Genomic DNA, 26,606 nt, shown 5'->3' with positions numbered 1-26,606 from the left:
CAATGTCACTACTCGAAGTGGAAGATCTCGTCGTACAGTTCTACACCGAAGACGGGGTGGTCCGCGCAGTCGACGAACTCAGCTACGAGATCGAACGCGGCGAAAAGTACGGTATCGTCGGCGAAAGTGGTGCCGGAAAGAGCGTCACGAGCCTCTCGCTGATGCAACTGATCGAGAGCCCCGGCGAAATCGTCAGCGGTGAGATTCGATTCAAGGGGCAGAATCTCCTCGACCTTTCCGAAAGCGAGTTGCGGGATATCCGCGGGAACGACATCGCGATGGTGTTCCAGGACGCAGAAACCGCGCTCAACCCCGTCTACTCGGTTGGCGAACAGATCGCCGAAGCGATCCGCACGCACAAGGACGTGACCGACGAGGAGGCCAAAGAAGAGACGATCGAACTCCTCGAGCGCGTCGGCATTCCCGACGCGTCGGCGCGCTACTCGGACTATCCCCACGAGTTCTCCGGCGGGATGCAACAGCGAGCCGTCATCGCGATGGCGCTGTCGTGCGACCCGGATCTCCTGATCTGTGACGAACCGACGACGGCACTCGACGTGACGATCGAAGCCCAGATTCTCGAGTTACTCGACGAACTCGCCTCGGACTTCGATACGGCGATCCAACTGATCACGCACGACCTCGGCGTCGTCGCCGAACTCTGCGATCGGGTGATGGTCCTCTATGCGGGACAGGCCGTCGAGCGAGCGCCCGTCGAGGAACTCTACTACGAGCCAAAACATCCCTATACGGTTGGATTGATGGCGTCGATTCCGCGAATTGGAGACGAACGCGAGGAGTTAACGACGATTCCCGGGGCGATGCCCGACCTCATCGACGTGCCGACGGGGTGTCGGTTCCATCCGAGATGTCCCTACGCCGAAGACGTCTGTATGAAACGCGAACCCCCACTCATGGACACGGACGAAGAGGTAGTCGCCGACGACACAGAAAACACCGGTCACGTGGCGTCCTGTCACGAATACACCGGCGAACTCGCGAACGGATTAGATTACGATATCGACGTTCGAGGTGAGTCCCAATGAGTGAGCATTCGGGGGAGCCACTCCTCGAGATCGAAGGGTTAGAGAAGTACTACACGACCAACGACGGCTTCCTCGATCGGTTCCTCGGGGGCCAAGAGGAAGTCAAGGCCGTCGACGGCGTCGACCTCGAGATTCACGAGGGAGAGACCCTCGGCCTCGTCGGCGAGAGTGGTTGCGGGAAGAGTTCCCTCGGCCGCTCACTCGTGCAACTCACCGAGCCGACAGGCGGATCGGTCAAATACCGCGGCACCGAGTTGACCGAACTCTCGCGAACGGAGATGCGGGATATGCGGACGAACATCCAGTACATCTTCCAGAATCCGTTCGCGAGCCTGAATCCGCGGCTGACGATCAACGACATCGTCGGCGAAGCGCTCGACGTTCACGACATCCTCGAGAGCGACGACGCAGACGATCGGTCGGAGTCTGAGCGACGGAACGAACGAGTCGAAGAACTCCTCGAGACTGTCGGCCTCAAAGCCAGTCACGCCAACCGGTATCCACACGAGTTCTCCGGCGGGCAACGCCAGCGAATCGGAATCGCCCGCGCACTGGCCGTCGAACCGGAGTTCATCGTCTGTGACGAGCCGGTTTCCGCACTCGACGTCTCGGTTCAGGCCCAGATCCTGAACCTGCTCAACGACCTCCAGGAGGAGTTCAACCTCTCGTACCTCTTCATCGCACACGACCTTTCGGTCGTCGAGCACGTCGCGGATCGGATCGCCGTGATGTACCTCGGCAACATCGTCGAAACCGGCGACCCGGAGGAGGTGTTCTCCGGCGACTCACACCCCTACACGGAGGCGTTGCTCTCCGCGATTCCCGAACCCGACCCGCTGTGGGAGGGCGACCGCGTCATCCTCGAGGGAACCGTTCCCTCGCCGATCGACCCACCGTCGGGCTGTCGCTTCCACACCCGCTGTCCGAAGGTCATCCCCCCAGCGGAGTTCGAGTTCGACCAGGACGCCTTCCACAGCGTGTTCACCTTGCGACTCCGACTCGCCGACGCCGAAGCAGGCCTCGAGTCGGTCCTCCCGGAGCCTTCGGAGGCAGCGGACGTTCCGACGGCGATTCGCGACGAATTCGGAATTCCACAGCAACTTCAGGACGCACGCGCGGAAGAAATCGTCTCGGACACGCTCGAGGAGATCGCGACAGACGACGTCGAGAGCGCACGAGAACGACTCGAGTCGGCGTTTACCACGCCGTGTGAGACCGACCGTCCGACCCTCGAAGCGGGGGAAAAACACCATCCGATCGCGTGCCACCGATTCGACGCTGCGTACGCGGACGCCGTCGACGAACCGCCGGACGCACTCGCACCCGAAATTGACCGATGAGACGAATTTACGAATCGCGAGCGCTCGAGCGCGGGGACGAACCCTTCACGCCCTCGAAAGCCGACGACGACAAGAACAGTCGTCGGACGATCAACTGGGACGCGTTCAGTCACGCGTTCATGCCGAAGGCCCTTCGAAATCGAGCGATCGACGTCTCGGTCACGACGAATCGGGACACCTACGAACTCGGCGAACCGGTTCGGATCGGAGTCGAGTTCCGCAATCGGATTCCGTTTCCCGTCCGATTGCGAACCGAGTCGCCGAACGTCTGGACGTGGGCAGTCGACGGGTTCGAAGCAGCCTCTCAGGTGCCTCGAGACGTGCCAGATCGACTGGACGCCTTCTCGTTTTCGCGCAGCGAGCGCAAGCGGTTTCGCCGCGAGTGGCCACAGCGGATTCAGGTCGAACCGGGCGAGTGGGAATCCGTCGATACAGGCACGTACACCATCGAAGTCGCTATCGCCTGCGAGAACGCCGAGGAGCGCGGCCTGACCGACCGAACCGAAATCGAGATTCGGGACTGACTCGAGGCAGTTCTTCGTCCCTCGATAACAGCACCACCTCGCCAGTGGGCCCGATTGCTGGTGGTTGTATTCGAATTCGACGGGTCGTGACAGAGAGTGGACCGATTCCGCTCTCGGGTGCTTCCCGCTGAAGCACTGGAAGGGTGCTGTTAAAACCCGCTTCTCAGACATCTGCGTTAGTGAAAATACCAACCACTACATCTACGGACATGATTCCGCTATTTTCACCAATATTGTAGAACTGGTCAATACGTTTATTTTCTTTCACCTCAAATCACGCAACAGAGTTGACCAATGACTGCTTCTTTCTGCTTCTAAGCTGACTGCCACGCCGTCTCAAACGAGGTCTGTTAGCTTTGCGTTCCACAGTACTGTCTATCAATCATTTGACTACTAGAGATTATTATGACACGACCGACGTTCATCAATTGCGACCGACTCGAGCTCAAACCACCCGAAGAAGGAGATATTAGGTTCCTCCGAGAAGGAGTAAACCATCCGCAAGTCCGACGTTTCATCAGTTCGTTCAGAACACCATATACCAACGACCGATATCGAGACGAACTTTGGCCGATCGACAACGATGGTGATTCGGTCACTCTCCTCGCCGTACCGTCAGAAGGGGAATTCGTCGGTGAACCAGTCGGATCGCTTTCGCTCTCGCCAATCATCAAGGGGGACGGATACGCGAACTTCGGTATCTGGTTCCACCCAAAAGCATGGGGAAACGGCTACGCACTCGAGTCCAGCGCGTATCTCATCGAGTATGGGTTTGAATACCTCCGATTGCACCGGATTTCGGCAACCGTGATGGCACCCAACGAGGCTTCCAAGACGCTCTGTGAGCGATTGGGATTCGTCCACGAAGGGACCGCGCGTGAGGCCCAATTTGCTGGTGGAGAATACGTGGATGTTGACCGGTATGGATTATTACATGACGAGTGGAGAGGTCCCAATGAGATACTCAGTCACTAAGACGGTAACTCTATAACCAGCGCGAAGTTGAGGTGTTGGACTCGTCCTCCCTGTTCAGAACGCTTTTTCACCATACTCGGTACTCTATTCCTCGTTGTTGTTTGCAATGAAACGTAGCGGGAGGTAGCTTTGAACTACGTGAAGACCGTCGTTTCACTCCGGTCTTCTCTCGTTCAAACTACTCGTCGTATTTTCGAGACTCACGGACCCCTCGCTTCGCTCGGCGGTATTGTTCGTCTCGAAAAGTAGCGGGAGGTAGATTTTAACCACGGTCACAGCAACGCTGTTCCCTGATTCAAATCTACCCCGTGCTATGGATGGCGCTCACGTGCTTGTTCGCGCCAAAACATAGCGGGAGGTAGATTTGAACTACGGCGACTTCGGTCGCTGTGCCCCCTCGTCGTCTACTTCAAATCTACTCAGCGTATTTTCGACGCTCACGTCACTCATAACTCCGTTCTTCGTTATTGCTCGCGTCGAAAAGTAGCGGGAGGTAGATTTGAACTACCGGTCTGCGGGTTATGAGCCCGCCGGAATCTCCTGGCTATCCCATCCCGCTATCACTTCATAACCGAGTGTGTTAGATAAGGGTTGTGATTCGACTACCGTATGGGGATTTCTACCGTTAGTCTCGATGGACCTTCCACGTGTAGAGGCTCTCGCAGGTGTAGTTGACGAAGAAGCCGATTCCGGTACCGATGATATTCGCTGCGACGTACCAGACGTCGAACCATTCGACTAACACAGCGAGGACCAACATCGTCACCAGAAAGCCGCCGAATCTGACCGCATTCGAGCGAACGAATCGGGTGCCGAACGCTCGAGGCGTCATCGCCCCGTAGTCGGCGAAGGTCCACCACTCGTTGATCAGAAAGATGACGACGATCGACAGCTCCCACGAGATGACTTTCGCGGAGAGCGGGCCGAGGACCGTCAATTCGACCAACAAGATGAGGACGAGGTTGTCCACCGCCGCGCCGACGAAACCGACGCCAGCGAATTGGGTGAACCGCGATGTCGAACACAACGCTCGAAATCGCGTCCGAATCGCCTCGGAGAGCGAGTTTGGAGTCATATAGTACCTCGATAGGGCCGCGTAGTAGTGCGGTGTGCAGCGTCGACCGTAACGACCACTGGCTTCGGCACCCGTATCCGTGTTGCGATTCGCCGACAGGTTTGCGTGCCATCGAGAACGCGTCTTCGGACCTCGACTTGTAAAACGGTGTAGGTGGGTGGATACGAAGTGTAACGACCCACCGGCGAAAGACGACGGCGTGTTCGGAAACGTGCAGAAGGGGAAAACGTGTAGAAGAGGAGTCACAGTACGCGTAGGCCACAGCTCTCGAGGTCGACGACGGGAACCGACCGAGAGAAGGGAACGTTGCCCGGCGGCGGCAAGTTCGAGTCAGATCGCGAGATCGGCCGACGGCCGAACGACGGTGACGTCGTCGGCGTCGACGCGTTCGACGTCGAGGAAGTGCGGGGTGAAATTTCGCTTTTCGAAGTCCTCGTACTCGTCTTCGCTCCCGACGGTACACCACAACTGGACGGTTTCGGGGCCGTGCCACTCGCCGTTGCGATTGATCCCGAAGCAGACCAGTTCCTCGCCGTCGTACTCGACGATAGCCCCCTTCCGGATGCCCGGGTCGCCGTGAATGATGAGGCGCTTCATACCTCCCACTTCACAGGAGAGGCGATTAAACGCTTCGAAGGGGTCCTCGAGAACCAGTCACTACGCACGATCGTGAATACGATACGCTCATTCCGAGTCCACGAAGGACTTCTGGCACGAGAGCGAACCAAACGGGTTTTAAACAGCCCTGCCCTACCCCACGCCAAGTGAATTAACAATGCAGATGCCACGCCGATTCAACACGTACTGCCCGCACTGTAACGAACACCACGAGCACGAAGTCGAGAAGGCCCGATCCGGCCGTTCCAGCGGAATGAAATGGGACGCTCGCCGTACCCGACGGAACAGCGCAACGATCGGTAACTCCGGTCGTTTCTCGAAGGTTCCTGGTGGCGAGAAGCCAACCAAGAAAACCGACCTCAAGTACCGCTGTGGCGAATGTGGCAAGGCCCACCTCCGCGAGGGATGGCGCGCTGGCCGACTCGAGTTCCAGGAGTGATTTCAATGGCAGGAAATTTCTACAGTGTCCGATGCAGTGACTGCGAGAACGAACAGACCGTCTTCGGCAAAGCCTCCTCGGAGGTCGCCTGTGCCGTCTGTGGCACGACGCTCGCGCGACCGACCGGTGGCAAAGCCGAGATCGAACACGAGATCGTCGAAACTGTCGAGTCACGATGAAATACAGCGGCTGGCCCGAACCCGGCGAACTCGTCGTCGGTAAGATCGACGAGATCGAGGACTTCGGTGTCTTCGTCGATCTCGAGGAGTATCAGGACAAACGCGGCCTGATTCACATCTCCGAGGTCGCGAGCGGATGGATCAAAAACGTCCGCGACCACGTCCGCGAGGGTCAGATCGTCGTCTGCAAGGTCCTCGACATCGACGAGAGTTCCCAGCAGATCGATCTCTCGTTGAAAGACGTCAACGACCACCAGCGCTCCGACAAGATTCAGGAGTGGAAAAACGAGCAAAAGGCAGACAACTGGATGGGTATCGCCCTCGGCGAGGACGCCGACGACGAGACCTACACCGCAATCGCGAACGAACTGATCGCGGCCCACGGCAGCCTCTACAACGGCTTCAAGCAGGCGGCGATCCACGGTGTCGAAGCGCTCGAGGACACCGATCTCTCCGAGGACGAAATCGACTCGCTCGTCGAGACGGCTCGCGAAAACGTCTCGGTTCCGTACGTCAACGTAACCGGCTACGTCGACCTCGAGAACGCCTCGCCAAGTGGCGTCGACGGCATTCGCGAGGCGCTTGCGGCCGCCGAAGGAAACGGCGAGGTCCCCGAGGAAGTCGACCTCGAGGTGAGCTACGTCGGTGCACCGGAGTATCGAATCAAAGTTCGTGCGCCGAACTACAAGACCGCCGAATCCCACCTCGAGGAGAGCGCACAGCGAGCGATCACCGCGATCGAAGGTGAAGGTGGCGACGGCGAGTACCACCGCGATCGACGAACCGACGACGAGTAAGCCATGAAATCGGACATCAGGGTGTGTTCGGCGTGGCGCGACGCACACGACCGCCCGGTGTACACGCTTTCTGAGACGTGTCCTGACTGTGGGAGCGAGACCGAGAATACCGCGCCTGCGCCGTTCGATCCGAACGATCCACACGGCGAGTACCGACGCGCTCTTAAACGTCGCCGGCGCTGATACGGTATGGACGAACTCGAGATCGATGCAGTCGCCGAGGCCGACGTTACTGACCCCGTCCTCGTCGAGGGACTACCGGGCGTCGGACACGTCGGGAGTCTCGCCGTCGAACACCTGCTCGAAGAACTCGAGGGCGACAGTACGCTCGTCCGCCGAGTGTACTCCGAAGAGTTTCCACCGCAGGTGAGTCTCGAGGACGGCGTTGCCGAACTCACCTGCGCTGAACTACACGCCGTCTCCGTTCCCGACGGCAGAGATTTACTCGTTTTAACCGGCGATCACCAGGCCCAGACGAACGAGGGTCACTACACGTTGACGAACGCGTTTCTCGATATCGCCGAGGAGTTCGGCGCGAGCGAGGTGTACGCACTCGGGGGTGTTCCGACCGGCGAACTCATCGACGAGTACGCCGTCATTGGCGCTGTCAGCGACGAGTCGCTGCTGGAGGAACTCGAGGACGTCGGGGTCGAGTTTCGCGAGGACGAACCCGCTGGTGGGATCGTCGGCGTGTCGGGACTCTTACTCGGATTGGGCGAGCGCCGCGGATTCGACGCGGCCTGTCTGATGGGTGAAACCAGCGGCTATCTCGTCGATCCGAAAAGTGCACGCGCAGTGCTCGAGGTACTCGAGGAACTCCTCGAGTTCGACCTCGAGTACGACTCGCTCGACGAGCGCGCAGACGAGATGGAGGACGTGATCGGCAAGATTCAGGAGATGGAACAACAGCAACAACAGCAGATGGACGTGCCGACCGACGAGGATCTTCGGTACATCGGTTGAGTCGTCGGTCTAACCGCGACTGTAATCAACGATCCGCCGCAGGCCCCAACGCTATTTTGCCCAGTGATGTGCTCGCAACTATGACCAATACTCGAACGACGGATCGCGCCGACGTCGGCGTCGTTGGTGCGGGACTCGCCGGATTGGTGGCGGCGCGAGAACTAACCGCTGGAGGGCTGGACGCGGTTGTGCTCGAGGCGAGAGATCGCGTCGGCGGTCGAACGGCGAGTAAGTCGCTGTCAACTGGCGGGACGATCGACCTCGGCGCGGAGTGGATCGGAAGCGAGCACGCGCGGGTTCTCGAGTTAGTCGACGAATTCGACCTCGAGCTTTGCGAACAGTACCGTTCGGGCGTCGATCGAGTCGCCGTAACGGGTGAGGTGTTCGAACACGAAGAGCGGTTTCGGGCGCTGGCACCGGAATCGACGGCCGAGTTGCGCGACGCGTTCGAACGGGTCGAGACCCTCCGTCGCGACGTTCCCCTCGAGGCGCCCCAGGAGGCGGCCGAGGCCGACAGGTGGGACGGGACGACTCTCGAATCCTGGAAGCGAGAGGTGTTAGCGACCGACGCCGCACGGGAGACGTTCGACGCCTTCGTCCGCGCGGAATTCGCCGTCGAGCCGACGCAACTCTCGTTGCTGTCTTTTGTTTCGGCCGTCGACGCTGGCGGTGGGCTCGAGACGGTCACCGACTCGGGCGGCGTTACCCAGGAGTATCGCCTCGCCGGCAGTACCCAACAGCTCTCTCAGGGGCTGGCCGAGACTCTCGGCGACGCACTCCGATTGAGCGAGCCGGTGAGACGGATCGACCGACGCGGGGACGACGTGACGCTCGAGACGTCCGACGGATCCTACGTCGTTTCGAACGCCGTCGTCGCCGTCCCGCCGCCGCTGATCGAACGTATCGAGCACGATCCGCCGTTACCTGCCCGCCGACGAGGGTTGCTACAGCGGATGCCGATGGGGGCGGTAATCAAGTGCGTCGCGGCGTACGAGGAGCCGTTCTGGCGCGAGGCCGGTTATTCGGGGTCGGTACTGGCAACCGACGGCGTCGTGTCCGAAATCGCGGACGCGACGCTTCCGGACGGGGACCGAGGGTTGCTCATCGCGTTCGTCGCCGGCGGCAACGCCCTCGAGTGGAGCGAACGGCCAGCGTCCGAACGCCGGGAACGAGTGCTCGAGGAGTGTGCCCGCTACCTCGGCTCGCGGGCGGTCGATCCCCTCGAGTACGTCGACGAAGCCTGGTCGACGACGCGGTGGTCGACGGGCGGGTACAACGCCGTGATGGCTCCTGGAACGGTGACGACGTGCGGTGGTGCGCTCCGCGAACCCGTCGACGGCGTCCACTGGGCCGGTTCGGAGACGGCGCTCGAGGGGCGCGGGTTCATGGAGGGGGCGATCCGTTCGGGTGAACGAGTCGCGAACGAGATTCTCGAGGGTCTCGGCGGATGAGGGTGCTCGATCGACGGATCCCGTTCCGTCGCAGACCCTGAGTCCGTGATTCTGAGCGGTGGGCTTGCTCGGGGGGACTGTGGTATCGTCGTCCGGCTATTGGAAGTGATAGGCCGGTCGATGCCCGATAGTACTTCGAGCGACGTTCTATCCGCTTCCCGCGGGGGATAGGGCCTCAAACACACGACAGGCGTTCTTCGAAAAGGCACGCCAGAGTTTGTCCTCGGAGACGTCGAGCGTCAGGATTTCCATCACGGCGACGTTTGGGTGACGGGCTGGAACGCCGCTGCCGAAGAGCACGCGATCCGGGTGTTCGAGCAACGCGCGCTCGAGAACTTCGCGATACTGGACGAAGCTCGTCTCGACGTAGCACTCGTCGTAGCGCTCGAGTAAATCTATCATCTCGTGCATGCGCGAGCGCTCGAGGGGGTGGCCGCCGAAGTGTGCGACGACGACGGGAAACGATCGCTCGAGGAGGGTGGCTTCGAGGTGGACGGGACGAACGTCACCAGTACCGGCGACGAGGACGGGGAGCCCGACTGACTCGAGCGTCTCGAGGACGGCTTTGTCGGGATAATCGTCGACGTTGGGATCGATGACGAAGCCGTGGAATCGGTCATCGTAGGCGTACTTTTCGATATCGTCCGGAGTCGTGTGATACGGGTTTCGGCTGCTGACGGCGTTTCTGAGTCGTCCGATCGAGGAGGTTCCTGGTCGTCGTGTTCCGTTGATTCGAGCGAGTGCGATAAACGGCCGGTCGACGCTGTGGCGGGCGACGCCGTTGTTCGCACCGACGTAACTCGTGTCGGCGCTCGCCGGTGGAAAGACGACCGATCTGGTGATTCCCGCTTGATGCATCTCTCGCTCGAGTCGATCCGGGGTACTCGTGGAGTCCCTTCCGCCGGGAGACGCCCCATCCGGTGGCAGTCTCGCGTAGACGTCGACGACGCGAAACCCGTGTTCAAGTTCCAGCATCCCTGCCGGGACTTTCTAGCCGACCCATATTTTGCTACCGGCCACGAGGGACTCGAGTGGCGACGACTCGCGGCGTTGAGCCGAGCGAGCAATCGCCAGACGGGAGGGGTTCTGGAGCGCAATATTTATATAGAAGTGCTGACGACATAGTTAGTGAGGATTCAATTATGGCACAACAGCGACGCATGGGCGGACAGCCGATGTTTATCATGAGCGAGGATAGTCAGCGAACGCAGGGTCGCGATGCCCAGTCGTCGAATATCATGGCCGGGAAGGCCGTGGCGGAAGCGGTACGGACGACACTCGGTCCCCGTGGGATGGACAAGATGCTCGTCGACTCCGGCGGAGAAGTCGTCATCACCAACGACGGAGCGACGATTCTCAACGAGATGGACATCGAACACCCTGCAGCCCAGATGATCGTCGAAGTCGCCGATTCCCAAGAGGAAGAAGTCGGGGACGGAACGACGACGGCTGCGGTCGTCGCCGGGAACCTCCTCGGTGAAGCCGAAGACCTCATCGAACAGGACGTTCACGCGACGACGATCGTCGAAGGCTATCACGAAGCGTCCGAAATCGCACTCGAGGCAATCGCCGAGCAGGTCAACGAGGACGGCGTCGACGACGACGTGCTCAAACAAGTCGCCGAGTCGAGCATGACCGGCAAGGGCACCGGCGGCCTCACTGCAGCATCGCTGGCCGAAACGGTCGTCGAAGCGATTCGTCACGTCGAAACCGACGCGGCAGTCGCCCGCGACAACGTCGCCGTTCACACCCAGGTCGGAGCCTCCTCGAACGCGACGGAGCTCGTTCCCGGAATCGTCTTCGACGAGGAGCCTGCCCACGACGGCATGCCTGCGGAGGTCGAAGATGCCTCGATCGCTGTACTCGACGTCGAACTCGGCGTCCGTACGGGAGAGATCGATGCCGAGTACGCTATCGACTCCATCGACCAGCTCAACACGGCGATCGGCGCCGAGGAGAGCGAGGTCCGTGGCTACGCGGAAACGGTCGCCGAAAGCGGTGCTGACGTCGTCATCACGACCGACGACGTCGACGACCGCGTCAGTTCCTTCCTCGCGAGCGAGGGCATCTTGCTCTTCGAAAACATCGGTAGCAGCGACGCGAAAGACGTCGTCTCCGCGACCGGTGCGACGCGAGTCGGTGCGCTCGACGACCTCGAGGAGTCCGACTTCGGCGAGGCTGACCGGGTTCGCTCGGCGAACTACGGCGACGACGACCTCGCGTTCATCGAAGGCGGCGCGGCCGCAGAGACCGTCACGGTCTTCGTCCGCGGTGGGACCGAACACGTCGTCGACGAACTCGAGCGAGCGATCGGTGACGCGCTGGACGTCGTCGCGACGGCGCTCGATTCCGGCGAAGTTGTCCCCGGTGCCGGTGCGACTGAGATCGCCATCGCAGACAAGATCCGCCAGGAGGCAGCGGGTATCGAAGGCCGCAAACAACTCGCCGTGACGGCCTTCGCCGACGCCCTCGATATCGTCCCCCGAACGCTCGCGGCGAACACCGGCCAGGACCCAATCGACGCGCTCGTGGACCTTCGTTCCGCTCACGAGTCCGAGGGTCGCGCAGGCCTGATTACCGACGGCGAGGACGTCACCATCGACGACCCGCTCGAGTACGGCGTCGTCGACCCGGCGGACGTCAAGCGTGAAGCCGTCGAGAGTGCGACCGAAGCCGCAACGATGATCGTCCGTATCGACGACGTCATCGCCGCCGAATAACGACGCCGAGTCAGTTTTTTACCGTTTTTCCGTTCGTATAACGTAGAAAGCACACCGGTAACCGATCAGTCAGTAATCGTATACGGTACAAGATGTATCAATAGGGATGAGTTACTCGCAGCCAATAATGTTAAGTGTTAACACGCATGATTGTATCCTGTATCATGTCCAAAACCACTCGAGATCGCCTGACGCAGGTCAACGAACAGACCGGGCGTCCGGTGTACTACGACGACAGTCGGGGGACGTATCACGTCTGGTGTCAGACCGGTGATTACGAACCGGTAAGTACAGCACTCGTTCTCGCCGTCTCGTCGATACTCGGTGTCGAAACCGAGGATCTCGAGTCACTCTCGAGACGGGTCGATCCAGACGCGTTGAACGGTCTCGTGGGTCACTGGGACAAAACCGACCCGCGTGCGTCTAACGGATCGGTTGCTTTTCGGTATGCCTCGTGTCGAATCACCGTCTACGCCGATGGCGAGATCGTCATCGATCCCGATCACCACGTCCGCGAACGAGGCTCATCGTCAAGGGTCGGATAAGGACGACCAGATCACGGAGAATCGCTATTCGTCTCTGTCTCCGTCTCAGTCGTCTTCAATCGTCTCGAGCGTCACGTGCTTCCCACCCTCGAGGCCGAACGCCTCGTCGCCACGGCCCTGATTCACGTCGAGTTCGACGTAGCCGTGGCTGCCGACGGTCGCGAGTCGCTCACCGACCGGAACGGATGCGAACGTCTCGCCGATAGGGACGACCTCGTCGTTCACGCTCACGCGGTCGCACCCTGTGAGAAATCCGCCGGGAACGTTCGTGATCACGTTCCCGAAGTCGTCAACGGTCAGCACTTCACCCGCCGCGCGTTCGTCCTCGAGCGTCGGTTCTGGAAGGCGACAGTCGACGGGGTCGTCGACGAGCGGTGTGAGCCACTCGAGGTCGGTGACTCCCTCGAGTCCAGCTTCGTGGACCTCGCCCGCGGCGGGTGCGAAGACGTCCCGCCCGTGGAAGGTCGCGCTGGCAGGGCCGTCGGGGCGACCGGTATCGTCCTCGCTCGGGTGGAGCGCCGTCGCGTCCGGTCCGTTCGGAATCGATCCGGTATTAGCTCCGGCAGTATTGGCTCCCACAGGTTCGACCTGCTCGAGGGCAGATTCCTCGATCTCGTAGCATTCGTAGTCGACGTCGGTGTCTCCGTCACGTCCGCTGTCGGCGAGTCGCCGTGTTGCTGGCAGGAGTACGCCGTTGTCGGGGCCGACGAGGAGGTGTTCGCCAGCACGGACGACGATCGCCCGTCGGTCGGTTCCAACGCCGGGGTCGACGACCACGAGGTGTGTCGCTGGCGGAAAGTAGGGGAGCACTTCTCGAAGCCAGAATGCACTCGCCCGCACGTCCTGTCGCGGAAAGTCGTGTGCGACGTCGACCAATCGGGCGTTCGTCCGTCGGGCCAGGACGCCTTTCATCGCCGCGGGGTACGGCGTCCCAAAATCCGATGCGAGCGTGATCATAGCCGACGGTACGAGACGGCCACAGAAAGGAGATACGCTCGCCAATCGGCGTATTTTGGCTGCCGATCACTTGAGTCGTGGGCCGCCAACACTCGAGGTTCCGTCGCCTTCAGGTGGAGTAGAATATCAAGCACCGTTCGAGTCCGAGTCGCTGATCATCTGGAGACGCTCGATTCCGTTCATCTCGTCGACGACGCCGACGACGGCTTCGGGGACGAGCGTCTCCCAGTCGCCGTCGTTGATCATCCGTTCGCGGACCTCAGTCCCCTCTAAGACCTCGCGATTGAACATCGGTGATTGTCGGATTTCGATGCCGGCTTCGCGAAAGAGTTGGATGACGAGTGGATTGTTCGAGTAGGCGACGTCGAAGTCCGGGCTCATACTCTGGACGTGGCTCACCCAGACCGAATTTCGCTCGAGGTCCTCGATCGGGACGGCGTAGGTGACGAGATCGAACTCGACCAGCGACTTCGTGATCATCATGATCCGTTCGCCGGCCGTGAACGGGTTTCGGACCGTGTGCGAGTCGTCGGCGCTGCCGATCCCGAGGACGAGTTCGTCGACGTCCTCGGCAATTTGCTCGATCATACTGAGGTGCCCGTTGTGGAACGGCTGGAAACGCCCGATGTAAAACCCCCTGCTCATGCGGAAAATTGCTCGGGCGGTATGCTTAAGCGTGGCGAGTTTCCCAACAGTTGCGAACGACGAAAGCGAGTCACACGTGTAGAATAGTTCAGTGTGTTATCACTGCACATAAGTTGGAAATCTCATCGCTAAATCGAGCCGGCGGGAAACGCTGACCCGGGTTTATAGCAGTCGAGTCCCCGTATATCTGGAGTTTTTGCTATCCGCCGCATGGAGAAAGTATATCAGTGCCAGTCCCTTCGAATCAGGTACTGAACAGAGTTCTATGAGCAACGATACGAACGTTGACGATCCTCCCAAAGACGACCCCGACGCTGAGCCTGAGTCAGACCAGACTCAGTCACGGCCCCGCGACGAGGAGCCGGCGTCGGATCGTCAGGGAGAACGGTCGCTCCTCGAAGAAGAAGGTGACCGGCGCGACGACGTCGACGACGATGACCAACGTAACGATATCGACGATTCGAACGGCGATACCGGCGAACTCGACGATAGTGACGAGTTCGACGATCCGATCGCCGACCCGAACGACGAACTCGAGTCGGATTCGACGACCGAGGAAGAAGACGACATCGAAACCGTCGAAGACCTCGGGAGCACGGTCGAAGTCGATCCGGGTGTCGAAGTAGACGAAGAGAACGCCGAAGACGATCTTCTCGGCGGGCTCAAAGTCGATTCGACCGCCGATATCGAGGTCCCAGACCGGCTCGTCGACCAGGTCATCGGTCAGGACGAAGCACGAGACATCATCATCAAAGCGGCCAAACAGCGCCGACACGTGATGATGATTGGCTCCCCGGGTACCGGGAAGTCGATGCTGGCGAAGGCGATGAGCCAGTTGCTCCCGCGAGAGGATCTTCAAGATGTCTTAGTCTACCACAACCCGGACGACGGCAACGAGCCGAAGGTCCGAACCGTCCCCGCCGGGAAGGGTGAACAGATTATCGACGCCCACAAGGAAGAAGCGCGCAAGCGAAACCAGATGCGCTCGATCCTGATGTGGGTCATCATCGCGATCATTATCGGCTACACGCTGCTCAGCCCGACCAGTATCCTGCTCGGCATCATCGCCGCAGGTATCGTTTGGCTGATCTTCCGCTACACGTCCCGCGGCACGGACGCAATGGTGCCGAACATGATCGTCAACAACGGCGATCAGCGCACCGCGCCGTTCGAGGACGCAACCGGTGCCCACGCCGGTGCACTGCTCGGTGACGTCCGCCACGACCCGTTTCAGTCCGGTGGGATGGAGACGCCGAGCCACGACCGCGTCGAACCCGGCTCGATTCACCAGTCTAACAAGGGCGTGTTATTCGTCGACGAGATGAACACGCTCGACGTCCGTACCCAGCAGAAGCTGATGACCGCGATTCAGGAGGGCGAGTTCGCCATCACGGGCCAGTCCGAGCGCTCCTCGGGCGCGATGGTCCAGACCGAACCCGTCCCCTGTGACTTCATCATGATCGCCGCGGGGAACCTCGACGCGATGGAGAACATGCACCCCGCACTGCGCTCGCGGATCAAGGGATACGGGTACGAAGTGTACATGGACGACACCATCGAGGACACGGCCGAGATGCGGCGCAAGTACGCCCGCTTCATCGCCCAGGAGGTCGAACGCGATGGACGTCTCCCACACTTCGAGCGCGAAGCCGTCGAGGAGCTCATCCTCGAGGCCAAGCGCCGGGCGGGCCGGAAGGATCACCTGACGCTCCTGTTCCGGGACCTCGGCGGTCTCGTCCGCGTTGCGGGTGACATCGCCCGTTCCGAGGACCGCGAACGCACGACCCGCGACGACGTGTTGCAGGCGAAGAGCCGCTCCCGGTCGATCGAGCAACAACTCGCCGACGACTACATCGAACGGCGCAAGGACTACGAGCTCCAGGTCACCGACGACGGCGTCGAGGGCCGCGTCAACGGACTCGCCGTGATGGGCGAGGACTCCGGGATCATGCTCCCCGTCATGGCCGAAATCGCCCCCGCACAGGGCGGCGGACAGGTCATCGCCACGGGACAGCTCAAAGAGATGGCCGAGGAATCCGTCCAGAACGTCTCCGCGATCATCAAGAAGTTCTCGGACGTCGATCTCTCGGAGAAAGACATCCACATCCAGTTCGTCCAGGCCGGCCAACAGGGCGTCGACGGCGACTCCGCCTCCATCACGGTGGCGACGGCCGTCATCAGCGCACTCGAGGACATTCCGGTCGATCAGTCGATCGCGATGACCGGTTCGCTCTCGGTTCGCGGGGACGTCCTCCCCGTCGGTGGGGTAACCCACAAGATCGAGGCTGCAGCCAAAGCTGGCTGCACCAAGGTCATCATCCCCGAGGCGAACGAACAGGACGTGATGATCGAAGAGGAGTACGAAGAGATGATCGAGATCATCCCGTGTTCGAACATCAGCGAAGTGTTAGACGTCGCCCTCGAGGGCGAGCCGAAGAAAGACTCGCTGGTCGATCGCCTCAAATCGATTACCGGCTCGGCGTTCGAAGGCGGTCAGGGTGCCGTTGGCTCCGCCAGCGGCTCGAACCCGAACCCACAATAGATGACTGCGTGGGCGACGTTCGCCGGGATTACGGGCGTCGTCCTCGTCGTGTTGCTCGTTTTATCGCAGTTGACGCAGGATGCTTTCGAGGGTTCCGACCCTGACTCCGACTCCGACTCCGACGCTCGCCAGTCGACGGTATCCGACCGAACCGAAGCAATTCAGACTCCCGCGGATTCGCCGACCCCTGGGAACCTCCCCCCGTCGGAAACGTCCTCGCTCGAGGCGGATTCGGACGCGAGTCCCCCAGGTGAGAACGAACGGCCATCGAGTCACACCGACGCCGACCCCGCCTCCGGTGAGCCAGCGGACGTCGATCCCAGATCGTTGTCGACGATGGCGTTGCTGGCGAACGTCGCGTTCTCGCAGGGACTGTTCGCGCTCGTCTTGCTCGGCGCAGTGATCTACACGGGAATTCCTGCCGACGCACTCGGGATCGAGTTCTCGTGGCGTTACCTCGAGCAGGGGCTCCTATTGGGTGCGGTCTTCGGAATCGCCCTCTACGTGGCGAACGAGGTCGCTGCGGCGCTGGCGACGCGCTTCGGGTTCGACCACGACGAGGAACTGCGAGAGCTGTTAGGCCCCGACTCGGCGACGGAGTGGGGCGTGTTGCTCGTCGTCGTGTTGCCGATCATCGCCGTCTTCGAGGAACTGCTCTTTCGAGCCGCGATGATCGGCGCGATGGAAGCCGGGTTCGGCGTTTCGCCGTGGCTCCTCGCCGTCGTCTCCTCCGTCGCGTTCGCGGTGGGACACGGCATTCAGGGGTCGGTCGGTATCGTCGTGACGGGCGCCCTCGGATTCGTCCTCGCGGCGATTTTCGTCGTCACGGGGAGCTTTCTGGTCGTCGTCGTCGCTCACTACCTGATCAACGCCTTCGAGTTCGTCGTCCACGAGGGTCTCGAACTCGAGTGGGCGCGAATCCTCGAAGGCTAAGAGGACGGACCTGTTCGAATTCAGTATGGACACACGTGAAGCGATTCCGGACGCGGTGTATCGGGCGATCTTCTACGGCATACTCGGGTACTTCGCGCTCCTCTTGTACGGGCAAAGCGCGGGCGAGCCCGTGGCGATTCTCGCAGCGGAGTTCGTTTTCGGGGTAATCGCCATCGGCGTCGGAACGGTGTTGTTCATCCAGACCAGAGAGACGACGACATCGCCGGCGCTGCTCGGGGCAGCCGTCTGTCTCGTGGCCGGCGGAATGTTTCAGTTTGGCTACCTCTTCACGCGCGTTCTCGTCCTCGATCAGGTCTCGTCCATCGTCGTCTTCGCCGGCATCGGGTTGTACCTCTATGCGGTCTGGTACGCCGAGTGAGAAGAGATTTTTCCGTCGGATAAGGGCGGTTTAGAGTTCCTCGAGCGACCGGAGCTTCTGTTCGACGGTCGGCGGTGCAGCACTCGGGCCGTCACGAACGCGGTGGTCCGGGATCAAAAGCGGGGTCGGATTCTCATCTAACGCGGTTCGGACGAGGATGATGTCGTCTTCGTCCTCCGGGTCCAGTTCGGGAGTCATCCGCGCGAGCGCCTCGACGCTCACCTGGTCGCCGTAGGGGATCTCGCGAACCTGCTCGAGGACGGCCCGCTGGTCGGTCGGCACGGTCAACGCGATCTGAATATCGTCGAAGTCCACCTCCTCGAGACCGTCGAGGTATTCGAATATCTCCTCGAGGACGGGGTGTTCGTCCTCGGCATCCGCGTCGGGGGTCGTGGGAAACGAGACGCTCAAGACCCGGCCGCTCGCGGCACCGAGCTGGACGTATCGGTCGAGGTACGTTGACTCGCGCGCGTAGATTCCTGCGTCCGTGGCGTCCTCCATACGTGTGCCTAGGTGATGCGGGGTTGAATAATCGCCGGTCGATCACTATCGACTGACGCGATGAACGAGTTGACGATCGGCGATCGAACTGATCGCCCGGTAGCAGCCGTATTCGTACGCCACGACCACCTCCCGCGTCCGCTGTACGCCCGTTCGTTCGCGACGATGGCGGAAGGCTTTTGTACATATGAGTACGTCGATGTACAATAATGAACTCCAGAACGGAGCTCGCTCCGGCGGTGGCGTCGATCCTCGAGGCCGCCAGAGAGCGCCCGGGTGGTGATGCCCCCGTCGACGTCGACGCGCGCTCGTTACCCGACGCGCTGGCGCGAGCGGAGGCGGACGGTCGCGTGCCCGTGATCGCGGAGGTAAAGCCGACGAGTCCGACCGCCGATGGAACGCGTGCGGACGATCCCGTAGAACTAGCCCGGGCGATGGTCGAGGGTGGCGCAGCGGCGATTTCCGTCCTCACCGAGCCGACGCACTTCGGTGGCTCACCCGAGGCACTGACGCGAATCCGAGAGGCCGTTTCGGTCCCCGTGCTTCGCAAGGACTTCGTCGTCCGCGAGGACCAACTCGACGTCGTCGAAGCCGACCTCGCCTTGCTCATCGCACGCTTCGTCGGCGCTCGGAAATCGAACGATTCGCGAGCCAGTCAGAACCCGTCACGTTCTGACGCTGACCTCGAGGAACTCGTCGTCGCCGCTCGCGAGCGAGGATTTCAGGCGCTCGTCGAGGTCCACGACCGGGAGGAACTCGAGGACGCGCTCGCAGCCGGAGCGAACATCATCGGGGTCAACAACCGCGATCTGGCGAAACTCGAGGTCGACCTCGAAACCTTCGAGTCCGTCGCGCCCCACGTCCCTGACGACGTAACGTTGATCGCCGAAAGTGGCGTCTCCTCGCCCGACGATGTCAGACGAATGCGCGAGGCGGGTGCCGACGCCCTCCTGGTCGGAAGCGCCATCATGGACCACGGCGCGGGCGACAGCAACGTGACGGAGAACACCCGACGGCTGGTCACCGCGACGGAGCACGGAGAATGATCGACGACGCAGACAGCCACGGAGACGAGAGATGAGCACGAGCGACCACGACCACGAACGAAACCGAGAGCGCGACAGCGACGCCACCTTCGGCGACTACGGTGGCCAGTACGTCCCCGAGGCACTGATGCCGGCCGTCCAGGAACTCGAGGACGCCTACGAGCGCTACGTATTGAACAACGAAGACGGATTTTTAGACGAGTTCCGCGAGCGCATGCGCGAGTTCGGCGGCCGGCCGACGCCGCTCCAGCGCGCGGACCGATTGAGCGAGCGCTACGACCGCGAGATCTACCTCAAACGCGAGGATCTCGTCCACGGCGGCGCACACAAGCTGAACAACGCGCTCGGACAGGTCCTGCTCGCGAAGTACATGGGCAAGGAGCGAATCATCGCCGAGACCGGCGCGGGCCAACACGGCACCGCGACGGCGATGGCCGCGGCCCACCTCGAGATGCCCTGTGAGATCTACATGGGCCGAACGGACGTCAACCGCCAGCGGCCGAACGTCTACCGGATGCGGATGAACGGGGCCGAGGTCAACCCCGTCGACGCCGGAAGCGGGACGCTCAAGGAGGCGATCAACGAGACGATGCGCGACTGGGCGACGACGGTCGAACGAACCCACTACGTCATCGGATCGGTCGTCGGACCCCACCCGTTCCCGAAACTGGTTCGTGACTTTCAGGCCGTTATCGGGCGAGAAGCCCGCGAGCAGATCCGCGAGCAGGCGGGTCGACTCCCCGACAGCGTCGTCGCCTGCGCCGGCGGCGGGTCGAACACGATGGGGGCGTTCCACGAGTTCGTGCCGGATGATGCAGTCGATCTGTACGCCGTCGAGGCCGGCGGCTCGAGCCTCGAGATCGACGCCGAGAACGCGATCGCCCCGAACTCGGCGACGCTGTCGACGGGGACGGACGGCGTGCTCCACGGCGCGATGACGAAACTGCTACAGAGCGAGGAGGGCCAGATCATGGAATCACACAGCGTGAGTGCCGGACTCGACTACGCGGGCGTCGGCCCCGAACTCTCCCATCTCGTCGACACGGGACGGGTCACCCCGGTCAGCGTCGACGACGAGGCCGCACTCGAGGGCTTTCACCGACTGTCGCGACTCGAGGGGATCATCCCCGCACTCGAGTCGAGTCACGCGTTAGGTTATCTCGAAGAAGCGCACGAAGACCTCGGCGACCTCGTCATCGTCAACGTTTCCGGCCGGGGCGACAAGGATCTGGAGACCGTGTTGGAGGAAACCGAGAAGCGTGATCTCGAGGCGGCCCCCGACGTGGAGGTGTTCGACGGATGAGCGGCGAGTCGACGGCGACCGAGTACGACAGCGACGTCGAGGCCGCTATCCGCGAGAACCACCCCGCGCTCATCACGTACATCACGGCGGGCGATCCGTCGCTCGAGGACACCAAAGCGTACGTCGAAGCCCTCGACCGCGGCGGGTCAGACCTGATCGAACTGGGCCTTCCCTTCTCGGAGCCGATCGCCGAGGGGCCAACGATTCAGGCCGCGATCAACCGCGCACTCGAGGCCGGAACGACGCCCGAGGGCTTCTTCGAACTGATCGACGACCTCGAAACGGAGGCGCCGCTGCTGGTGATGACCTACTACAACATGATCCTGCAGTACGGGCCGTCTGCGGCCGTTCGCCCCTTCGTCGAGCGCGCCGCCGAGACCGGGCTCTCGGGGATTATCGTTCCGGATCTCCCCGCCGAAGAAGCCGATCCCCTCCGCGAGGCCTGCGACGATCACGGCCTCGACCTCGTCTTCATCGTCGCGCCGACGACCGAGGGTGAGCGCCTCGAGCGGATCATGTCGCAGGTGTCCGGCTTCGCCTACGTGCAGGCTCGCCTCGGAACGACCGGCGCGCGCGCGGACGTCTCGAACGCGACCCACGACAGCCTCTCGCGACTCGACGACTACGACGTGCCCAAGGCCGTCGGCTTCGGCGTTAGCGAGGGCGATCACGCGGCCGAAATCATCGACGCCGGTGCCGACGGCGTCATCGTGGGCAGCGCGCTCGTCGACATCGTCGCTGAGCACGGGTCGGCGGGCGAGGCCCCCGCGGCAGACGCCCTCGAGGCCAAAGCTCGAGAGCTCAAACGCGGCGCTCTTCGGGGAGGCGAGACCCTCACGAACGATACGGAAGATACACCGGAACCAGAACAGCCATAACTGCAAGCTTGCTACACACTCGCAATGACTACCACAGGAATCGACGCCAGACTCGACAGAATCGGTACAGACGGCTCCTACGTGATCGTTCCGATGGATCACGGCACTACGATCGGCGCCGTACAGGGGCTCAAAGACATCGAATCGACGATCGACGGTGTCACCAGCGGCGGTGCAGACGCGGTTCTCACGCAGAAAGGCATCGCGCCCCGCGTTCACGAACACAAAAACGGCAAGGGCTACATCGTCCACCTCAACGGATCGACGTCGATCGGCCCCGACGAGAACGAGAAACGGGTGACCGGCACCGTCGAAGAAGCCGTTCGAGTCGGTGCCGACGCCGTCTCCTTTCATATCAACGTCGGCTCGAATCACGAACCCGACCAGATCACCCAACTCGCCGACGTAACCGAGCAGGCGACGCGACTGGGCATGCCGGTGCTCGCGATGGCCTACGCGCGCGGCCCCGACGTCGACCCCGAAGATCCCGAAGCGCTCGGCCACGCCGTCCGACTCGCGGAAGAACTCGGAGCGGATATCGTCAAAACGGGCTACAGCGGCGACGCAGCTAGCTTCGAGCACGTCTGTGAGTCGACTCGACTGCCGGTCGTCATCGCCGGTGGCTCGAGAGGGACCGACCGACAGACCATCGAAATGGTGCGCGGCGCGATGGACGCCGGTGGCGCCGGCGTCTCGATGGGGCGATCGATCTTCCAACACGAAAACCCGCAAGCGATCGCGAACGCCGTCTCCGGCGTCGTCCACCACGATATCTCGACGGACGACGCACTGGCGAAATCCGGGCTCGCACTCGAGGCGTAACCGGGACCCACCTGCGAGTACCGAACGCAACCGATACTCGACGGTCAGCGTTCTCGACTGCTTGCGTATCTGTACTGTTTTTTCTCACACCGTATTCGGGCTCATCCGGGCGGCGTCGCACGCTCGAGGCGTCTCCGTTGATAATCGAAGTGATACGTCGCGTACGCTCACAGGTCATTCACACAGCAGTGGCTGTTGCAGGCCGAACCCACTCCCCGCTCATTCCTGATTAGTCTGACATGGTCCCACGATCTGTCGCAGTCACGACTGTCACCATTCACGTTCGCGGTGTCGAGGTGGTTCTCGATGGCGAGTAAAACATACGAAATCGGCGGTGTGCAAGCTCGAATAGCAAACTTACTGGAGTCGTACGGTCTCGGGGTATTGTTCGCAGCAAACGTGTTCGGTGCCGGGTCGGTCTACATTCTCGCGGATACGGGCGCAAACTTCGCCTTCGCCTTACTGTGGGTGCTCCCGCTGGCGTTTCTCATCGATATTGCACTCCACGACATGTCCGCTCGATTGGCCGTCTCTCGAGAACCGCTGACCGACTACATCGTCGATCGACTCCCTGGCCCGAGCGGTCAGTTGGTCATCATCTCGATGGCAGTGATGAGTGCGTTCTGGTCTATCGCGAACTACGCGATCGCCGGCGCGGCGTTAGCCTGGCTCGTTCCCGGCCTGGACAACGTCATCATCGGCATCCTGCTCGCGAGCGGCGTCGGAATCGCCCTCGTCGAGTTGCGCGTGTACGAACGCATCGAGGGCGCGATCGCTGCAATGGTGATTACCGTCTTCGCGTCCTACGGCCTCCTGCTGATCGGCCTCGACATTCCCGTCGGTGACGTCGTCGCCGGCCTCGTGCCAGCCTTAGAGAGCGACGTCGGCTACCTCACGGCCATTATCGCCTTGCTCGGGACGACGGTTTATTGGCCGAACTTCTTCATCCAGTCGAGCATCGGGCCGACGAAGGAGTGGTCCGACGTGAACACCTATCGCCGCGACAACGCCGCCGGCATCATCACGACGCTCACGATCGGTGCGTTCGTGATGATCGTCTCCGCGATTACGCTGACCGAGGGCCCGACGACGCTTACCGGGCCCGGCGAACCCCTGGCTGCACTCCTCGGAAGCGGGGCGCTCTACATCTTCCTGTTCGCCGCGTTGCTCGCCAGTTTCAGTTCGGCGACCGGGACGCTGTTCGGCGCTGGCTACATGGTCCCACAGGCGTTCGGCCATCACACCCGGTTCGGAGACACGAAGTTCAGAGCGACCGTCGTCGCCCTCATCATCTTCTCGGCGGTCGCCGCGTTCTGGTTGCTCGCGAACACCGGGCTCACGCCCGTCAGAATGGCCATCATCATGCCTGCGATCAACGGTCTCATCGCCCTGCCGATCACCGTCCTGGCGCTCATCGGTGCGGTCAACCGCTACCGAGACGTGTCGCGGGCGGAAAACATCGCGTTCGGCCTCGTCGCACTCGTCTTGTTGCTGGGCAGCATCACGACGGCCGACTCGCTCGCAACCACCATTTCCGGGTGGCTCTAACGCGAGGAGGTCGCCTCGAGACCGAGCGGATCCACCGTCACGAGCCCCTCGACGACGGCTTCGCCGACGCGGGCGGCGTTGGTAATCCCCAGCGCGAGACTCCCTGGATTGCCGTCGAAACTCTCGGCGACCGACTGACCGGGTGCCGGCCGATCGTAGTTGGCAACCGACCGAACGCTCAGGTACTGCTCGCGCAGGCCGAATCGCTCGAGGGCGCGCGCCGTGGCCGCGTCTTCCATCTGCGTCGTCACGTACGGTTCTGCGTCGTACTCCCCACAGAGCCACTCGACCTCTCGGGCGTAGCGCGTTCCGTGCCAGAACTCGTCCCCGCAGACGGTCGTCCCGCGCTCGATCGTCGGCCCTGCGTTCGGCGCGTTCGGATACGTTCGCTGGTACGCACGGGCGTCCTCATCCGCCTCGAGGGCGACGCCCCGGGCGGCCTCGAGCGCACACTCGACGAGGCTCTCCTCGAGTCGGTGGACGTAGTCTCGCGGACGGTAGGCAAGAAGGTCGATCGGGCGCTCCGCGGGGGATTCGACGGCCGCGTCGGCGGAACTCGAGTCTTCCGGGTGGTCCCAACGGTGTTTTCGGTCCCAGTCGACGACGGCGTCGGCGATGGCGACCGACCCGAGCGCGGTCGTTTCGGGGGACGAACCCGCGATACCACTCGAGACGACGTAGGTCGATTCGAGGTCGACTCCCGGCGTGGCGAGTAACGCGGTCGTCGTCGTCGCCGCGTCGCTCTTGCCGATCCCAGTCGTCGTGATCGCAACGTCGTCTTCGGTCAGATACAGCGGCGTCTCCGTCCCGGGAACCTCGAGCGCGTCGACGAGGGTGGCGCGCTCGAGCCACGGCCGTCGTTCGTCGAGCGGGGCTTCGAACGCGGCCGTGAGGACCAACGCAGTGGGGGACACTGGGTCGTCCGGTTCCGGTGCTCGCGGCTCGGGTCGTGAGGGCTCGCTCATGGAATCTAATTCCCGATAGCCGGGGCACCCGCATAGAACCTCCTTATCGACATCCAGGACACCCAGACGAGGTGTCGCCATCCGACTGCGGCGTCGAATCCAACCGTAACAGCTTCAAAATCCGCCTGCGTTTTCCGGCCCGTGACCGACGCCGACCTCACGATCGACGACGAAATCGTCGCTCGCGCCCGGATCCACGCCCGAGAGGTCTGTCGCGAGTACGACCTCGAGATCGATCGCGAGGCCCTCGAGTGGGAGGTGTCGACTCGCGCGCGCCGACGTGCCGGGGCCTGTCGGTGGAACCGTTCGCGCGAGGTCGCGACGATCGTGTTGACTCGACAAGCGTACGAACGCTACGAGTGGGAGACGTTCGCCGGCGTCGTCAGACACGAACTCGTCCACGCCTGGGAGTTCCAGCGCTTCGGGGAGTCCGGCCACGGCACCCGCTTTCGAGAGCAGGCGACGCGACTCGAGGCCCCTCGCCACTGCGAGACGTTCTCCGAGCCGCGATACGTCCTGCGCTGTCTCGGGTCGGCGTGTGAGTGGTCGGCGCGGCGACACCGCGCGTCCAAGCCGGTGAAAGCGCCCGACCAGTATCGCTGTGGCCAGTGCGGACACGACTACGAGGTCGAACACGCTGAGAGCGGGCGGACCTGGACGAGTGCGAGTGAGTACGGTGGCGTGAAAGCAGCCCTCGGCGAGACGTGGTAAGCCCGAGCGAGTCGACGACGACCAGCGCGAGACACTCGCTCGCCACAGCGCTCGTGAGAGCGCCACGGAACACTTATTCGAGTCCCGCGTACTGATTCATCTATGGGATTACTCGAGTTGATGCTGGGCCAATCGGGCCCCGGCGAACAGGGCGTCGAGGGACGGTCGTACAAACTGCCGAAAGACACACACGACTTCGTCTACCCGGTCGCCGTCCGACGCGTCGAACTCGAGGGATTTCTCGACCTCCTCGAGGCGGAAGCCGACGCACCGTCGCTCGAGGTCGACACCGACGATGTCCAGAGCGTGTTCGACGAGGTCCTCGGCGAAGTCGACATCGACGCAGAATATCTGACCGAGCGCCAGCGGAACCCGCGACAGGAGGCCCGGGCCGTCCTCGACACCTGGCACGAGCAGGTCGACGACGACATCGGAATCGTTTACGCCCGGCCGGACACCTACCCGACGCTCCTCTCGTTCGTCAAACGGTGCAAGCAGCGAGACGATCACGTCGACGATCAGTTCGAATTGCCCGACACCTTCAACGACGGTGCAGCCCTGCTCAAACGACTCGAGGAGGCGACCGACGAACAGTATCGTGCCGTCGTTCACACGGACGTGCTCCCTCCCCACCCCTGAATCGCGCGCCCAATAGCTAGATTCTGCGCTGCTCGCTTCTTTTGGTCACCGTTCGAAAACCGGCC

29 protein-coding genes and 1 tRNA gene are annotated in these 26,606 nt (G+C 62.0%); 22 read left to right on the top strand and 8 right to left on the bottom strand.

What is annotated here, in order from left to right:
- Positions 1 to 2: 2 nt before the first annotated feature.
- The 4 genes from BB347_RS01280 (at position 3) to BB347_RS01265 (ending at position 3,885) form a co-directional block, all read left to right on the top strand.
- The gene (locus BB347_RS01280) at positions 3 to 1,046 is read left to right on the top strand and encodes an ABC transporter ATP-binding protein (protein WP_076579181.1); all 1,044 of its coding nucleotides are present in this window, start codon (positions 3 to 5) and stop codon (positions 1,044 to 1,046) included.
- The gene (locus tag BB347_RS01275) at positions 1,043 to 2,386 is read left to right on the top strand and encodes an ABC transporter ATP-binding protein (RefSeq protein WP_076579183.1); all 1,344 of its coding nucleotides are present in this window, start codon (positions 1,043 to 1,045) and stop codon (positions 2,384 to 2,386) included. Before BB347_RS01280 ends, BB347_RS01275 begins: the two co-directional genes overlap by 4 nt.
- Entirely contained in the window at positions 2,383 to 2,910 is a 528-nt protein-coding gene (locus BB347_RS01270) for a hypothetical protein (protein ID WP_076579184.1), read from the top strand. The genes BB347_RS01275 and BB347_RS01270 overlap by 4 nt, the downstream gene beginning before the upstream one ends.
- A gap of 405 nt (positions 2,911 to 3,315) precedes the next feature.
- Positions 3,316 to 3,885, top strand: coding sequence for a GNAT family N-acetyltransferase (locus BB347_RS01265; RefSeq protein WP_076579186.1), 570 nt, complete (start codon positions 3,316 to 3,318; stop codon positions 3,883 to 3,885).
- Positions 3,886 to 4,369: 484 nt separating this feature from the next.
- On the opposite strand, the gene BB347_RS01260 is transcribed toward BB347_RS01265, so the two are convergent.
- From BB347_RS01260 to BB347_RS01250, 3 genes are all read right to left on the bottom strand, one after another.
- Positions 4,370 to 4,444: transfer RNA gene (locus tag BB347_RS01260), tRNA-Met, on the bottom strand.
- A gap of 66 nt (positions 4,445 to 4,510) precedes the next feature.
- Positions 4,511 to 4,960, bottom strand: coding sequence for a GtrA family protein (locus tag BB347_RS01255; protein WP_076579188.1), 450 nt, complete (start codon positions 4,958 to 4,960; stop codon positions 4,511 to 4,513).
- A gap of 330 nt (positions 4,961 to 5,290) precedes the next feature.
- Positions 5,291 to 5,557, bottom strand: a complete 267-nt coding sequence (locus BB347_RS01250) for an HAH_0734 family protein (protein WP_076579190.1) — start codon at positions 5,555 to 5,557, stop codon at positions 5,291 to 5,293.
- 178 nt (positions 5,558 to 5,735) lie between these two features.
- On the opposite strand from BB347_RS01250, the gene BB347_RS01245 reads away from it, so the two are divergent.
- The 6 genes from BB347_RS01245 to BB347_RS01220 all read left to right on the top strand — a co-directional run bounded on the left by BB347_RS01245 (position 5,736) and on the right by BB347_RS01220 (position 9,407).
- Complete coding sequence (locus tag BB347_RS01245) at positions 5,736 to 6,017, top strand: 50S ribosomal protein L44e (protein WP_076579192.1); 282 nt, start codon at positions 5,736 to 5,738, stop codon at positions 6,015 to 6,017.
- Positions 6,018 to 6,022: 5 nt separating this feature from the next.
- Complete coding sequence (locus tag BB347_RS01240) at positions 6,023 to 6,196, top strand: 30S ribosomal protein S27e (protein ID WP_076579194.1); 174 nt, start codon at positions 6,023 to 6,025, stop codon at positions 6,194 to 6,196.
- Positions 6,193 to 6,993 carry a translation initiation factor IF-2 subunit alpha gene (locus tag BB347_RS01235; protein ID WP_076579196.1) on the top strand — a complete coding sequence of 267 codons (801 nt, stop codon included), beginning with the start codon at positions 6,193 to 6,195 and terminating at the stop codon, positions 6,991 to 6,993. Before BB347_RS01240 ends, BB347_RS01235 begins: the two co-directional genes overlap by 4 nt.
- 3 nt (positions 6,994 to 6,996) lie before the next feature.
- Positions 6,997 to 7,176 carry an RNA-protein complex protein Nop10 gene (locus tag BB347_RS01230; protein ID WP_076579198.1) on the top strand — a complete coding sequence of 60 codons (180 nt, stop codon included), beginning with the start codon at positions 6,997 to 6,999 and terminating at the stop codon, positions 7,174 to 7,176.
- A 6-nt stretch (positions 7,177 to 7,182) separates the two neighbouring features.
- A complete protein-coding gene (locus tag BB347_RS01225; protein WP_076579200.1) occupies positions 7,183 to 7,956 on the top strand; it encodes a proteasome assembly chaperone family protein in 774 nt (257 codons plus the stop codon).
- 80 nt (positions 7,957 to 8,036) lie between these two features.
- Positions 8,037 to 9,407: a flavin monoamine oxidase family protein gene (locus BB347_RS01220; protein WP_076579202.1), complete on the top strand. Its 1,371-nt coding sequence runs from the start codon at positions 8,037 to 8,039 to the stop codon at positions 9,405 to 9,407.
- Between the two features lie 147 nt (positions 9,408 to 9,554).
- Here BB347_RS01220 and BB347_RS01215 read toward each other — a convergent pair whose 3' ends face one another.
- Positions 9,555 to 10,382: an amidohydrolase family protein gene (locus tag BB347_RS01215; protein ID WP_076579204.1), complete on the bottom strand. Its 828-nt coding sequence runs from the start codon at positions 10,380 to 10,382 to the stop codon at positions 9,555 to 9,557.
- 200 nt (positions 10,383 to 10,582) lie between these two features.
- Here BB347_RS01215 and thsA point away from each other — a divergent pair, with 200 nt between their 5' ends.
- Both thsA and BB347_RS01205 read left to right on the top strand, forming a co-directional pair.
- On the top strand, positions 10,583 to 12,127 hold the full coding sequence (gene thsA / locus BB347_RS01210) for a thermosome subunit alpha (protein WP_076580191.1): 1,545 nt from the start codon (positions 10,583 to 10,585) through the stop codon (positions 12,125 to 12,127).
- 164 nt (positions 12,128 to 12,291) lie between these two features.
- Entirely contained in the window at positions 12,292 to 12,672 is a 381-nt protein-coding gene (locus BB347_RS01205) for a HalOD1 output domain-containing protein (protein WP_076579206.1), read from the top strand.
- A 45-nt stretch (positions 12,673 to 12,717) separates the two neighbouring features.
- On the opposite strand, the gene BB347_RS01200 is transcribed toward BB347_RS01205, so the two are convergent.
- Positions 12,718 to 13,629, bottom strand: a complete 912-nt coding sequence (locus BB347_RS01200) for an SAM hydrolase/SAM-dependent halogenase family protein (protein WP_076579208.1) — start codon at positions 13,627 to 13,629, stop codon at positions 12,718 to 12,720.
- Between the two features lie 126 nt (positions 13,630 to 13,755).
- Positions 13,756 to 14,274 (bottom strand): nicotinamide-nucleotide adenylyltransferase, encoded by a 519-nt coding sequence (locus BB347_RS01195; protein ID WP_076579210.1) that lies wholly within the window; start codon positions 14,272 to 14,274, stop codon positions 13,756 to 13,758.
- A gap of 265 nt (positions 14,275 to 14,539) precedes the next feature.
- On the opposite strand from BB347_RS01195, the gene lonB reads away from it, so the two are divergent.
- Genes lonB through BB347_RS01180 form a run of 3 tightly spaced genes read left to right on the top strand, consistent with a single transcriptional unit; the run spans position 14,540 to position 18,128 of the window.
- Positions 14,540 to 16,816 carry an ATP-dependent protease LonB gene (gene lonB / locus BB347_RS01190; protein ID WP_076579212.1) on the top strand — a complete coding sequence of 759 codons (2,277 nt, stop codon included), beginning with the start codon at positions 14,540 to 14,542 and terminating at the stop codon, positions 16,814 to 16,816.
- Complete coding sequence (locus BB347_RS01185; RefSeq protein WP_076579215.1) at positions 16,817 to 17,749, top strand: type II CAAX endopeptidase family protein; 933 nt, start codon at positions 16,817 to 16,819, stop codon at positions 17,747 to 17,749. It abuts the gene before it with no gap.
- Positions 17,750 to 17,774: 25 nt separating this feature from the next.
- Complete coding sequence (locus tag BB347_RS01180) at positions 17,775 to 18,128, top strand: hypothetical protein (protein ID WP_076579218.1); 354 nt, start codon at positions 17,775 to 17,777, stop codon at positions 18,126 to 18,128.
- 30 nt (positions 18,129 to 18,158) lie between these two features.
- Here the strand turns inward: BB347_RS01180 and BB347_RS01175 are convergent, their stop codons facing one another.
- Complete coding sequence (locus BB347_RS01175) at positions 18,159 to 18,629, bottom strand: MGMT family protein (protein WP_076579221.1); 471 nt, start codon at positions 18,627 to 18,629, stop codon at positions 18,159 to 18,161.
- A 209-nt stretch (positions 18,630 to 18,838) separates the two neighbouring features.
- Between BB347_RS01175 and trpC the strand changes: the two genes are divergently transcribed.
- The 5 genes from trpC (at position 18,839) to BB347_RS01150 (ending at position 24,226) form a co-directional block, all read left to right on the top strand.
- Complete coding sequence (gene trpC, locus BB347_RS01170) at positions 18,839 to 19,675, top strand: indole-3-glycerol phosphate synthase (protein ID WP_076579223.1); 837 nt, start codon at positions 18,839 to 18,841, stop codon at positions 19,673 to 19,675.
- 31 nt (positions 19,676 to 19,706) lie between these two features.
- Positions 19,707 to 20,978: a tryptophan synthase subunit beta gene (gene trpB / locus BB347_RS01165; RefSeq protein WP_076579226.1), complete on the top strand. Its 1,272-nt coding sequence runs from the start codon at positions 19,707 to 19,709 to the stop codon at positions 20,976 to 20,978.
- Complete coding sequence (trpA, locus tag BB347_RS01160; protein WP_076579229.1) at positions 20,975 to 21,856, top strand: tryptophan synthase subunit alpha; 882 nt, start codon at positions 20,975 to 20,977, stop codon at positions 21,854 to 21,856. Before trpB ends, trpA begins: the two co-directional genes overlap by 4 nt.
- Positions 21,857 to 21,880: 24 nt before the next feature.
- Positions 21,881 to 22,678, top strand: coding sequence for a 2-amino-3,7-dideoxy-D-threo-hept-6-ulosonate synthase (locus tag BB347_RS01155; protein ID WP_076579231.1), 798 nt, complete (start codon positions 21,881 to 21,883; stop codon positions 22,676 to 22,678).
- A 306-nt stretch (positions 22,679 to 22,984) separates the two neighbouring features.
- Positions 22,985 to 24,226: an NRAMP family divalent metal transporter gene (locus BB347_RS01150; protein ID WP_076579233.1), complete on the top strand. Its 1,242-nt coding sequence runs from the start codon at positions 22,985 to 22,987 to the stop codon at positions 24,224 to 24,226.
- Here BB347_RS01150 and BB347_RS01145 read toward each other — a convergent pair.
- Entirely contained in the window at positions 24,223 to 25,191 is a 969-nt protein-coding gene (locus BB347_RS01145) for a phosphorylase family protein (RefSeq protein ID WP_076579235.1), read from the bottom strand. The two genes, BB347_RS01150 and BB347_RS01145, sit on opposite strands and share 4 nt — an antisense overlap.
- A gap of 141 nt (positions 25,192 to 25,332) precedes the next feature.
- On the opposite strand from BB347_RS01145, the gene BB347_RS01140 reads away from it, so the two are divergent.
- A complete protein-coding gene (locus tag BB347_RS01140; protein ID WP_076579237.1) occupies positions 25,333 to 25,902 on the top strand; it encodes a SprT family zinc-dependent metalloprotease in 570 nt (189 codons plus the stop codon).
- A 102-nt stretch (positions 25,903 to 26,004) separates the two neighbouring features.
- On the top strand, positions 26,005 to 26,541 hold the full coding sequence (locus BB347_RS01135; RefSeq protein ID WP_076579240.1) for a hypothetical protein: 537 nt from the start codon (positions 26,005 to 26,007) through the stop codon (positions 26,539 to 26,541).
- The last annotated feature ends 65 nt before the right edge of the window (positions 26,542 to 26,606 follow it).

Source organism: Natronorubrum daqingense (assembly GCF_001971705.1).
GTDB lineage: Archaea > Halobacteriota > Halobacteria > Halobacteriales > Natrialbaceae > Natronorubrum > Natronorubrum daqingense.
Note: the sequence above shows the minus strand (reverse complement) of the source record. Positions and strands in the feature narration are given on the sequence as shown.

Coding starts and splice junctions, on each gene's coding strand:
- BB347_RS01280 (WP_076579181.1), top strand. CDS start 3: ATGTCACTACTCGAAGTGGAAGATCTCGTCGTACAGTTCTACACCGAA.
- BB347_RS01275 (WP_076579183.1), top strand. CDS start 1,043: ATGAGTGAGCATTCGGGGGAGCCACTCCTCGAGATCGAAGGGTTAGAG.
- BB347_RS01270 (WP_076579184.1), top strand. CDS start 2,383: ATGAGACGAATTTACGAATCGCGAGCGCTCGAGCGCGGGGACGAACCC.
- BB347_RS01265 (WP_076579186.1), top strand. CDS start 3,316: ATGACACGACCGACGTTCATCAATTGCGACCGACTCGAGCTCAAACCA.
- BB347_RS01255 (WP_076579188.1), bottom strand. CDS start 4,960: ATGACTCCAAACTCGCTCTCCGAGGCGATTCGGACGCGATTTCGAGCG.
- BB347_RS01250 (WP_076579190.1), bottom strand. CDS start 5,557: ATGAAGCGCCTCATCATTCACGGCGACCCGGGCATCCGGAAGGGGGCT.
- BB347_RS01245 (WP_076579192.1), top strand. CDS start 5,736: ATGCAGATGCCACGCCGATTCAACACGTACTGCCCGCACTGTAACGAA.
- BB347_RS01240 (WP_076579194.1), top strand. CDS start 6,023: ATGGCAGGAAATTTCTACAGTGTCCGATGCAGTGACTGCGAGAACGAA.
- BB347_RS01235 (WP_076579196.1), top strand. CDS start 6,193: ATGAAATACAGCGGCTGGCCCGAACCCGGCGAACTCGTCGTCGGTAAG.
- BB347_RS01230 (WP_076579198.1), top strand. CDS start 6,997: ATGAAATCGGACATCAGGGTGTGTTCGGCGTGGCGCGACGCACACGAC.
- BB347_RS01225 (WP_076579200.1), top strand. CDS start 7,183: ATGGACGAACTCGAGATCGATGCAGTCGCCGAGGCCGACGTTACTGAC.
- BB347_RS01220 (WP_076579202.1), top strand. CDS start 8,037: ATGACCAATACTCGAACGACGGATCGCGCCGACGTCGGCGTCGTTGGT.
- BB347_RS01215 (WP_076579204.1), bottom strand. CDS start 10,382: ATGCTGGAACTTGAACACGGGTTTCGCGTCGTCGACGTCTACGCGAGA.
- thsA (WP_076580191.1), top strand. CDS start 10,583: ATGTTTATCATGAGCGAGGATAGTCAGCGAACGCAGGGTCGCGATGCC.
- BB347_RS01205 (WP_076579206.1), top strand. CDS start 12,292: ATGTCCAAAACCACTCGAGATCGCCTGACGCAGGTCAACGAACAGACC.
- BB347_RS01200 (WP_076579208.1), bottom strand. CDS start 13,629: ATGATCACGCTCGCATCGGATTTTGGGACGCCGTACCCCGCGGCGATG.
- BB347_RS01195 (WP_076579210.1), bottom strand. CDS start 14,274: ATGAGCAGGGGGTTTTACATCGGGCGTTTCCAGCCGTTCCACAACGGG.
- lonB (WP_076579212.1), top strand. CDS start 14,540: ATGAGCAACGATACGAACGTTGACGATCCTCCCAAAGACGACCCCGAC.
- BB347_RS01185 (WP_076579215.1), top strand. CDS start 16,817: ATGACTGCGTGGGCGACGTTCGCCGGGATTACGGGCGTCGTCCTCGTC.
- BB347_RS01180 (WP_076579218.1), top strand. CDS start 17,775: ATGGACACACGTGAAGCGATTCCGGACGCGGTGTATCGGGCGATCTTC.
- BB347_RS01175 (WP_076579221.1), bottom strand. CDS start 18,629: ATGGAGGACGCCACGGACGCAGGAATCTACGCGCGCGAGTCAACGTAC.
- trpC (WP_076579223.1), top strand. CDS start 18,839: ATGAACTCCAGAACGGAGCTCGCTCCGGCGGTGGCGTCGATCCTCGAG.
- trpB (WP_076579226.1), top strand. CDS start 19,707: ATGAGCACGAGCGACCACGACCACGAACGAAACCGAGAGCGCGACAGC.
- trpA (WP_076579229.1), top strand. CDS start 20,975: ATGAGCGGCGAGTCGACGGCGACCGAGTACGACAGCGACGTCGAGGCC.
- BB347_RS01155 (WP_076579231.1), top strand. CDS start 21,881: ATGACTACCACAGGAATCGACGCCAGACTCGACAGAATCGGTACAGAC.
- BB347_RS01150 (WP_076579233.1), top strand. CDS start 22,985: ATGGCGAGTAAAACATACGAAATCGGCGGTGTGCAAGCTCGAATAGCA.
- BB347_RS01145 (WP_076579235.1), bottom strand. CDS start 25,191: ATGAGCGAGCCCTCACGACCCGAGCCGCGAGCACCGGAACCGGACGAC.
- BB347_RS01135 (WP_076579240.1), top strand. CDS start 26,005: ATGGGATTACTCGAGTTGATGCTGGGCCAATCGGGCCCCGGCGAACAG.